The organism is Bradyrhizobium pachyrhizi, from assembly GCF_001189245.1.
GTDB lineage: Bacteria > Pseudomonadota > Alphaproteobacteria > Rhizobiales > Xanthobacteraceae > Bradyrhizobium > Bradyrhizobium pachyrhizi.
On the sequence record NZ_LFIQ01000114.1, the window covers coordinates 218,648 to 228,163 of the forward strand.

The window sequence follows — 9,516 nt, forward strand, 5'->3', positions numbered from 1 at the left end:
GTTTGTTGCGCGAACTGCGGGGGCTTGCGCGATCGGGCAACTCAGAGGTATGGGGCGATCACACCTCACCGGAGCGCGCAGGTGGGCTTCCTCTTCGTCCTCATCGTCGGCCTGGTCGCCGGCACCATTTCCGGCATCGTCGGCACCGGCTCGTCGATCATGCTGATGCCGGTGCTGGTCTATCAGTACGGACCGAAGCAGGCGGTGCCGATCATGGCCGTCGCCGCGGTGATGGCCAATCTGTCGCGCATCCTCGCCTGGTGGCGCGAGGTCGACTGGCGTGCCTGCATCGCCTACTCGATCACCGGCATTCCGGCCGCCGCGCTCGGCGCGCGCACCCTGCTCGCGCTGCCTTCGCACGCTGTCGATATCGCGATCGGCGTATTCCTGATCGCGATGGTGCCGGTGCGGCACTGGCTGGCACGGCACAGGCTGAAGGCCAATCTCTGGCATCTCGCAATCGGCGGCGCGCTCATCGGCTACCTCACCGGCATCGTGGCTTCGACCGGCCCGCTCAGCGTGCCGCTGTTCCTGTTCTACGGTCTCAGCAAGGGCGCGTTCCTCGCCACCGAGGCGGCGAGCTCGCTCGGGCTCTATGTCAGCAAGTCGGTGACGTTCGAGCGTTTCGGCGCGCTGACGCCGGACATCGCACTGAAGGGCCTGATCGCCGGCGCCTCGCTGATGGCCGGCGCCTTCATCGCCAAGCGCTTCGTGCTGCAGCTGAAGCCGGAGTCGTTCCGCCTGATTATGGACGGCATCATGCTGGCGGCGGGCACGGCGTTGCTGTGGTCTGCAATGACGCAGTAAAATTCCGGCATCGACTGCGTGAGACCAGGCCTTGGGCAAACGGATTTCACCGTGACGAACACCAAACATCCTCCCGATGATGTCGTAATTCTACGGGGCTTTGCGCATCGGGTGGCGTGTACCCCGAAAGAGTTTTGTTGAGCGCTCACCTTCCGTTGTTATCCGGATTGCCACCGTCCAGCCACTGCGTTTATGACAATCTCATTACTTGCACTTGATCGTTTGCGGAAAAGAACTTTGCTCCAGCAGGCATCACGGGGTTGATCGACGGCCCGGATGCGAGTCCCGAGAGTTCAGGCGACAAGAGTCAGCGACAGATGGCGTGCAGATCGGGCGCACAGCCCGGCGCCTGATGTCGCCGATGTCGGCCTGACGAATTCGGGATCGCAAGTCGAAGCATTTGGAGTCGCGGGTCGTCAAAGCCCACGACAGGCGGGAAAGGCAGGCGCGCGATGCGCAAGATGATGATCACGACTGCGGCGATTGTGACGTTCGCCGTTGCCGGCTCGGCGTTGTGGCCGACGGCAAGGCCCGATGTCGCGCAGTTCGGCGACAGCGTCTACGAGACGATCTGGGTCTGGCGCATTCCGGCCTACGCGAACAATCCGTCGTGGCGGGTTCGCTGGAGCTGGAGCGATCCGTTGCGCGCGCAGGCGAGATGCTGCCGGGCTCTGCCGACGAGTCTGACGCCGCGCGAGAATCCGCCGCTGCTGCTGTCGAGGCGGGACCTCCACGTTTGACCGCGCGTACAATCAAGAGCAGTTCCCTTGCGCGAAGCGCATTTGATTCAAATTCGCGCTGTAGTTGAACTTACTTTTTATCCTTAACCAGAAACCTGATCTTTGATTTACATCTGCAAGATGCGGTTTACCTTGTCTCCGCGAGCACAGCGGATTCAGGGACAACAAAAACATGCGCCAACGAAGCCTCACCCTGTGGTTGACCGTTGTTCTGGCGACACAGGGTTTGAGCGTCGCGGCCGACGATACAAGACCGGGACAACCGGGTGCCGTTGCCGCTGCTGACCGCGTTGCATGTTCCCAGCAGCCGAAAAGCGAGGAACCGTCCGATCCGTCGTCGACCTCGGCAATTCCCCACGCCGAAAAATTCGTCGCGCGGGAACATTTCAAGGAGGACATCGCCTCGAGCGCGCCGGTCAGGATTTCCTGGTTAGGCGCGACGTTCGCGCAGCGCTTCACGAACAAGGTCGAGGACGATAGCGGCGGCGCATCGTTGCAGACCTTCATCCTGAGCGCAGCCTCGAGCGACAAGGAGATCCTCGCCAAGCTCGGTCAGAGCCACGAGAGCAGGCTGGCCGACGTCTGGTGCGCGTTGAGGCGACAGTCCAGCGGCAGCAACGGCCCGCTGGAAGTCAACGCCAAGCCGAACGTGTTCTACGTCCGCGACAGCGCCGGAGAGCTTGGCGCCGTCGACGTGCTGTGGGGCGGCGTCGGCTGGGAAATCGGTGCAAGCCCGGTCGGCGACAAGCCGCGCTGGCCGAGCGGAACGCGGGTGTTCTCGCGCTGAGCCGGCCCCGCCATCTGGCGCTCCGTCTTCGATGGATCGTGCGCGGCGGCCGAACCGTGCTATGCATCGTGCGCGATAGCGCGACTCACCTGCTCCATGGCCAAATCCACCCTCTCCTTCGTCTGCCAGAACTGCGGCGCGGCGTATAATCGCTGGCAGGGCAAGTGCGACTCCTGCGGCGACTGGAACACGCTGGCCGAGGAAGACACCACAGGCTCGGTGCCGGTCTCGATCCGCAGCAAGCGCAAGGGGCGGACGTTTGCGCTGGAATCGCTGTCCGGCAAGACCCAGGACGCGCCGCGGCTGTCCTCCGGGATGGCCGAGCTCGACCGCGTCACCGGCGGCGGCTTCGTCCGCGGCTCGGTGCTGCTGGTCGGCGGCGATCCCGGCATCGGAAAATCGACGCTGCTGACCCAGGCGACCAGCATGATGGCGCGCGCCGGCCACCGCGCGGTCTATATCTCCGGCGAAGAGGCGGTCGCCCAGGTGCGGCTGCGCGCCGAACGGCTCGGGCTCGCGGACGCGCCGGTGCAGTTGGCTTCGGAAACCTCGGTCGAGGACAGCGTCGCGACGATGTCGGAAGGCGCAGTGCCGCGCCTGATCGTGATCGACTCGATCCAGACCATGTGGACCGACACGGTGGAATCGGCGCCCGGCACGGTGACCCAGGTCCGCGCCTCGGCGCAGGCCCTCATTCGCTTTGCCAAAAAGACCGGCGCGGCGATCATCCTGGTCGGCCATGTGACAAAGGACGGCCAGATCGCCGGCCCCCGCGTGGTCGAGCACATGGTCGATGCGGTGCTGTCGTTCGAGGGCGAAGGCTCGCAGCAGTTCCGCATCCTGCGCTCGGTGAAGAACCGTTTTGGCGCGACCGACGAGATCGGCGTGTTCGAGATGACCGGGCTCGGCCTGCGCGAGGTCACCAACCCCTCGGAATTGTTCCTCTCGGAGCGCGAGCTCGGCAGCCCCGGCACGGCGGTGTTCGCCGGCATCGAGGGCACCCGTCCGGTGCTGGTCGAGTTGCAGGCGCTGGTGGCACCGACCTCGCTCGGCACGCCGCGCCGCGCCGTGGTCGGCTGGGACCCGAGCCGGCTGTCGATGGTGCTCGCGGTGCTCGAAGCGCATTGCGGCGTCAAATTGTCCGGACATGACGTCTATCTCAACGTCGCCGGCGGCCTGCGCATCCAGGAACCGGCCGCGGACCTTGCCGCGGCGGCCGCGCTGGTCTCCTCGCTGGTGAATGCGCCGTTGCCGACGGATGCAGTCTATTTCGGCGAGATTTCGCTATCGGGCGCGATCCGCCCGGTGGCGCAGACCCCGGCCCGGCTCAAGGAGGCCCTCAAGCTCGGCTTCGCCCGCGCCATCCTGCCCGAATCGGCCCGCGGCGAGAGCGGCGGCGATTCAGGGCTCACCCTCAACAGCGTCGGCAATCTCACCACGCTGGTCGCCGAAATTGCGGCACGCGGTACGCCAAGAGGCGACCGGGGTACGCCAAGCGGCGGCCGGCGCGACCAGGGCGGCTCCGGAGGCCCTGATGCGGCTGAGAAAAATGCCACACCGGCCCGATTCCGTCGCGAGACCAGCTAAAGCGGGCGTGACGTATCAGCCCCCCGCCGCTATACATCCGCCGCGCGGGACAGGTGGCGCTCTGGCCTTGCCGGATGCCCCCAATGCGCCTCAGTTAGGACGGCACCGACTTTGCCGATTCGCGAGAGCCCTTAGCAGCGTAAGCCCTTAACAACGTAAGCCCTTAACAGCGTACCGAAACGTACCAGCGGACCTGACCAGCCGATGCCCATAACGATACTTGATCTCGTCCTGCTCGGCGTGATGCTGATTTCGGGCCTGCTCGCGATGGTGCGCGGCTTCATGCGCGAGATCCTGTCGATCGCGGCCTGGGGCGCCGCCGCGCTGGTCACGCTGTATGCGTTCTCGAAGCTTCTGCCGACCGCCAAGACCTACTTCAACAACGACACGGTCGCGGCCGTGGTCGTGGTGGCCGGTGTGTTCATCGGCACGCTGATCGTGGTCTCGATCGTCACGGTGCGGATCTCGGACATGATCCTGGATTCCCGGATCGGCGCGCTCGACCGCACCCTCGGCTTCCTGTTCGGGCTCGCCCGCGGCCTCCTGATCGTGGTCGTGGCGTTCATGTTCTTCACCTGGCTGGTTCCGGACAAGCAGCGGCCCGATTGGGTGACCGGGGCGAAGTCCCGCGTAGTGCTGCAGGGAACCGGGGATTGGCTGATGTCGCTCTTGCCTGACGACCCCGAGAACACCATCTTAAAGAAGTTCAAGAAGAATAAGCCAGACGACGATTCTGCGGCCGATACCAATGATCAGGCGACGCCGGCGTCGGGCGATGGCTATAGCAAACCTGCGCGTGACAGCTTGAAGAAGCTGATCGAGAAACCCGCGGGCCGATAAACTATTTGGGCCCTTACGAGAGGCGATGAACGAGATGCAGACCCCTTCGGATCATACCGACCAAATGGATCTCGACCTCGGCCCGATCGAACTGCAAGACCCTCTCAGATATCACCCCGATCTCGATGGCGACACGCTCCGCGAGGAATGCGGCGTGTTCGGCGTCTTCGGCCATCCCGAGGCCGCCGCGATCACCGCGCTCGGCCTGCACGCCCTGCAACACCGCGGCCAGGAAGCCGCCGGCATCGTCTCCTTCGACGGTAGCCGCTTCCACAGTGAACGCCGCCTCGGCCTGGTCGGCGACGCCTTTTCCCGCCGCGAGGTGATCGAGCGCCTGCCCGGCAACGCCGCGGTCGGCCATGTCCGCTACTCCACCACCGGCGGCACCATCCTGCGCAACGTGCAGCCGCTGTTCGCCGAGCTCAGCGCAGGCGGATTTGCGGTCGGTCACAACGGCAACCTCACCAATGGCCTGACCCTGCGCCGCGAACTCGTCAAGGGCGGCGCCATGATGCAGTCGACCACCGACACCGAGGTGATCCTCCATCTCGTGGCGCAGTCCAAGCGCACCCGCTTCATCGACCGCTTCATCGAGGCGCTGCGCACCATCGAGGGCGCCTATGCGCTGGTCGCGCTGACCAACAAGAAGCTGGTCGGCGCGCGCGACCCGCTCGGCATCCGCCCGCTGGTGCTCGGAGATCTCGACGGCCGTCCGATCCTGACCTCGGAGACCTGCGCGCTCGACATGATCGGCGCGAAATACGTCCGCGACATCGAGCCCGGCGAGATCATCGTGTTCGACGAGCGAGGGGCGCACAGCCACAAGCCGTTCCCGCCGAAGCCGGCGCGGCCCTGCATCTTCGAATACATCTATTTCGCGCGGCCGGATTCGATCGTCGGCGGCCGCTCGGTGTACGACGTGCGGAAGGCGTTCGGCGCCCAGCTGGCGCGCGAGAGCCACCCCGAGGTCGACGTCGTGGTGCCGGTGCCGGATTCCGGCGTGCCCGCCGCAGTCGGCTACAGCCAGTATTCCGGCGTGCCGTTCGAGCTCGGCATCATCCGCAACCACTATGTCGGCCGCACCTTCATCCAGCCGACCCAGAGCGTGCGCGAGCTCGGCGTGCGCATGAAGCATTCGGCCAACCGCGCCGCGATCGAGGGCAAGCGCATCATCCTGATCGACGACAGTCTCGTGCGCGGCACCACCTCGAAGAAGATCGTGCGCATGATGCGCGACGCCGGCGCCCGCGAGGTGCATTTCCGCCTCGCCTCGCCGCCGATCCTCTATCCCGACTATTACGGCATCGACCTGCCGGACCGCGGCGGCCTGCTCGCCGCGACCCATTCGCTCGAGGAGATGCGCGACATCATCGGCGCCGACTCGCTCGCCTTCCTGTCGATCGACGGCATGTACCGCGCGATGGGCTATGAGGGGCGCGACCCGGCCAATCCGAGATTCGCCGACCATTGCTTCACCGGCGCCTACCCGACCCACCTCACCGACCAGAGCGAGACTGAGCCCGCGCCGCGCCAGCTTTCGCTGTTGGCGGAGGCGAGCTGACGCGAAGCGTCATCCCGGGGCGCGCGAAGCGCGAACCCGGGATCTCGACGTTGTTTTGCGATGGTGCCTCAAAGCTCTGGATTCCGGGTCTGGCCCTTCGGCCATCCCGGAATGACCCTGCTTTCCGTCATGGCCGGGCTTGTCCCGGCCATCGACGTCTGTAATACCCGCCGCGAAGACGTGGATGCCCGGCACAAGGCCGGGCACGACGAAGAGATCGGCTCATGCAAACACCCCTCACCTCCCGTATCGCCCTCGTGACCGGCGCCTCGCGCGGCATCGGCTTTGCGACCGCGGTCGCACTGGCCAAGGCCGGCGCGCATGTCGTGGCGGTGGCGCGCACGCAAGGCGGGCTGGAAGAGCTCGACGACGAGATCCGCAAGGCAGGCGGCAGCGCCACCCTGGTGCCGCTCTCGCTCACCGATTACGACGGCATCGCGCGGCTCGGCCTCGCGCTGCATGAGCGCCACGGCAAGCTCGATATCCTGGTCGGCAATGCCGGCACCGCAGGGCCGTCGTCGCCGCTCGGCCATATCGAGCTGAAGCCATGGAACGACGTGTTCGCGATCAACGTCACCGCCAATTTCCAGCTGATCCGCTGCATGGACCCGCTGCTGCGCCAGTCCGACGCCGGCCGCGCGGTGTTCGTGACGTCGGGCGTCGCCCACAAGGCCAACGCCTATCTCGGCCCCTATGCGGCCTCGAAGGCCGCGCTGGAGGCACTGGTGCGCTCCTGGGCCAACGAGACCGCCAACACGGCGCTGCGCGTCAACCTGTTCAGCCCCGGTCCGATCCGCACCCGGATGCGGGCGCAGGTGTTTCCCGGCGAAGACCCGATGACACTGGATACGCCCGACATGGCCGCCGAATTCATCGTGCCGATGTGTTCGCCCGCGTGGACCGAGACCGGCAAGCTCTACGACTACAAGGCGCGCACGCTGCGAACCTTCCAGCCGCCGGTGTAGGTCGCTTCGCGCCCGACAAATGAAGGCCCGTAGCCCGGATGGAGCGAAGCGTAATCCGGGACGGCTTCTCCGCGGAGAGACTTTTCCCGGACTTCGCTTCGCTCCATCCGGCTACGCAACCGCCGCGCAATGGCGGCTGGGTGATTGACACCCTCCCCGCCCCACGATTGACTACGCTCCCAGCGGGACCACCGCCAAGAAAAATCTCGGGAGGCAACCAATGACGCCGACGTTCAATCGCGCGCGCTCCATTCTGTCCGGATTGTTTCTCTCCGCCTGCATCGCATCATCAGCCCTCTTCGCTACACCAACCCCCGCGAAAGCCGGCGACATCCCGACCTTCACCGTGGATGCATCATGGCCAAAGCCGCTGCCGAACAACTGGATCCTCGGCCAGGTCGGCGGCATCACGGTGGATTGGCAGGGCCACATCTGGATGATTCACCGGCCGCGCTCGCTGACCGACGACGAGAAGGGCGCGAGCCTCAATCCGCCGCGCTCGAAATGCTGCATCTCGGCGCCGCCGGTGCTCGAATTCGACGCTGACGGCAATCTGCTGCGGTCCTGGGGCGGTCCGGGTGACGGCTACGAGTGGGTTGGCCGCGAGCACGGCATCGAGGTCGACGAGCGCGGCTTCGTCTGGATCGGCGGCAACGCCGACAATGACAATGCGATCCTCAAGTTCACCCTCGACGGCAAGTTCGTCTCGCAGATCGGCTCGATCGCACCGAGCAAGGGCAGCAACGACACCACCCAGCTCGGCAAGCCCGCCGAGACCGCGATCGACAAGGAGGCCAACGAGATCTACGTCGCCGACGGTTACGGCAATCGGCGCGTCATCGTGTTCGATGCCACCACCGGCGCCTACAAGCGGCATTGGGGCGCCTATGGCAACAAGCCCGACGACGCCAAGCAGCCGCCCTACGATCCGAAGGCGCAGGTCGCGCAGCAGTTCGGTAATCCCGTGCACTGCGTGAAGATCGCCAATGACGGACTGGTCTATGTCTGCGACCGCATCAACAACCGCATCCAGGTGTTCAGGAAGGACGGCAGCTTCGTGAAGGAGTTCTTCTTCGAGAAGAGCACGCTCGGCAACGGCGCGGTGTGGGATATCGCGCTGTGGCCCGATCCCAAGCAGACCTACCTGCTCTCCGCCGACGGCGAGAACAACGAGATCCGCATCATCAGGCGTGACGACGGCGCGGTGGTCGGCAGCTTCGGCCGCAACGGCCGCAACGCCGGGCAATTCCACTGGGTGCACGCGCTCGCGGTCGACGCCAGGGGCTACGTCTATACCGCCGAGGTCGACACCGGAAAGCGGATCCAGAAATTCAAGCTGACCTCCGACGCGCTCAAGTAAGGATTTCACCGGATGACGCTTCGACGCAGGCCCACCCGGCTTTAGGCGGATTGCCGCGTCCCCCGGGAAAGGGTAAGCGGGAACCTGAGCGACCGGCAAAAAGGCTCCGCAAGAGGGCTGTCCGGGCTTTAGACAGCGGAGGGAATTTCATGACAACGACGTTTGCGCGGCGCTGCGCCGCGCTTCTTGCTTGCGCCGCACTCAGCCTTTCAACTTCTGCGTTCGCGCAGGACAAGACCGTCAAGATCGGCGTGCTGAACGATATGTCGAGCCTCTATGCCGACATCGGCGGCCCGAACTCGGTGGTCGCGATCAAGATGGCCGTCGAGGATTCCGGCCTGCTCAAAAAGGGCTGGAAGATCGACGTCCTCAGTGGCGACCACCAGAACAAGCCCGACGTCGGCGTCAACATCGCTCGGCAATGGGTCGACAACGAGAAGGTCGATGCGATCGCCGACACGCCGAACTCCGGCGTGGCGCTTGCAGTCAACAATCTCGTCAAGGAGAAGAACATCGTCCTGCTGAATTCGGGCGCGGCGACCGCCGACCTCACCGGCAAGGCCTGCACGCCGAACACGATTTCATATACCTACGATACCTACATGCTGGCCAACGGCACCGGCAAGGCACTGACGAAGGCCGGCGGCGACACCTGGTTCTTCCTGACGGCCGACTATGCATTCGGCCACGCGCTTGAGCGCGACACCACCGCGGTCGTCAACGCCAATGGCGGCAAGGTGCTCGGAAGCGTCAAGCATCCGATCAACACCGCCGATTTCTCCTCGTTCCTGCTGCAGGCACAATCGTCCAAGGCCAAGGTGGTCGGCCTCGCCAATGCCGGCGGCGACACCACCAACGCGATCAAGCAG

At 65.2% G+C, this 9,516-nt stretch carries 9 protein-coding genes; all 9 read left to right on the top strand.

The window, feature by feature from the left end:
- The first annotated feature begins 81 nt into the window (after positions 1–81).
- Complete coding sequence (locus AKL29_RS30150; protein WP_028335150.1) at positions 82–807, top strand: sulfite exporter TauE/SafE family protein; 726 nt, start codon at positions 82–84, stop codon at positions 805–807.
- Positions 808–1,259: 452 nt separating this feature from the next.
- On the top strand, positions 1,260–1,547 hold the full coding sequence (locus AKL29_RS30155; RefSeq protein WP_050386652.1) for a hypothetical protein: 288 nt from the start codon (positions 1,260–1,262) through the stop codon (positions 1,545–1,547).
- Positions 1,548–1,719: 172 nt separating this feature from the next.
- Positions 1,720–2,334: a hypothetical protein gene (locus AKL29_RS30160; RefSeq protein WP_050386653.1), complete on the top strand. Its 615-nt coding sequence runs from the start codon at positions 1,720–1,722 to the stop codon at positions 2,332–2,334.
- A gap of 96 nt (positions 2,335–2,430) precedes the next feature.
- Positions 2,431–3,921 (top strand): DNA repair protein RadA, encoded by a 1,491-nt coding sequence (gene radA / locus AKL29_RS30165; protein WP_050386654.1) that lies wholly within the window; start codon positions 2,431–2,433, stop codon positions 3,919–3,921.
- A 204-nt stretch (positions 3,922–4,125) separates the two neighbouring features.
- Positions 4,126–4,761: a CvpA family protein gene (locus AKL29_RS30170; protein WP_026192677.1), complete on the top strand. Its 636-nt coding sequence runs from the start codon at positions 4,126–4,128 to the stop codon at positions 4,759–4,761.
- 34 nt (positions 4,762–4,795) lie between these two features.
- The gene (gene purF / locus AKL29_RS30175; protein WP_050386760.1) at positions 4,796–6,322 is read left to right on the top strand and encodes an amidophosphoribosyltransferase; all 1,527 of its coding nucleotides are present in this window, start codon (positions 4,796–4,798) and stop codon (positions 6,320–6,322) included.
- Between the two features lie 224 nt (positions 6,323–6,546).
- Positions 6,547–7,287, top strand: coding sequence for an SDR family NAD(P)-dependent oxidoreductase (locus tag AKL29_RS30180; RefSeq protein WP_050386655.1), 741 nt, complete (start codon positions 6,547–6,549; stop codon positions 7,285–7,287).
- A 220-nt stretch (positions 7,288–7,507) separates the two neighbouring features.
- The gene (locus AKL29_RS30185; RefSeq protein WP_050386656.1) at positions 7,508–8,647 is read left to right on the top strand and encodes an NHL repeat-containing protein; all 1,140 of its coding nucleotides are present in this window, start codon (positions 7,508–7,510) and stop codon (positions 8,645–8,647) included.
- 149 nt (positions 8,648–8,796) lie between these two features.
- The coding region (locus AKL29_RS45750; RefSeq protein WP_244482499.1) for an ABC transporter substrate-binding protein at positions 8,797–9,516 on the top strand (720 nt) is incomplete at its 3' end.

Bases quoted from the DNA above. Each gene is read 5' to 3' on its own strand.
- AKL29_RS30180 (WP_050386655.1), top strand. From the start codon at position 6,547: ATGCAAACACCCCTCACCTCCCGTATCGCCCTCGTGACCGGCGCCTCG.
- AKL29_RS30155 (WP_050386652.1), top strand. From the start codon at position 1,260: ATGCGCAAGATGATGATCACGACTGCGGCGATTGTGACGTTCGCCGTT.
- purF (WP_050386760.1), top strand. From the start codon at position 4,796: ATGCAGACCCCTTCGGATCATACCGACCAAATGGATCTCGACCTCGGC.
- radA (WP_050386654.1), top strand. From the start codon at position 2,431: ATGGCCAAATCCACCCTCTCCTTCGTCTGCCAGAACTGCGGCGCGGCG.
- AKL29_RS30160 (WP_050386653.1), top strand. From the start codon at position 1,720: ATGCGCCAACGAAGCCTCACCCTGTGGTTGACCGTTGTTCTGGCGACA.
- AKL29_RS30170 (WP_026192677.1), top strand. From the start codon at position 4,126: ATGCCCATAACGATACTTGATCTCGTCCTGCTCGGCGTGATGCTGATT.
- AKL29_RS30185 (WP_050386656.1), top strand. From the start codon at position 7,508: ATGACGCCGACGTTCAATCGCGCGCGCTCCATTCTGTCCGGATTGTTT.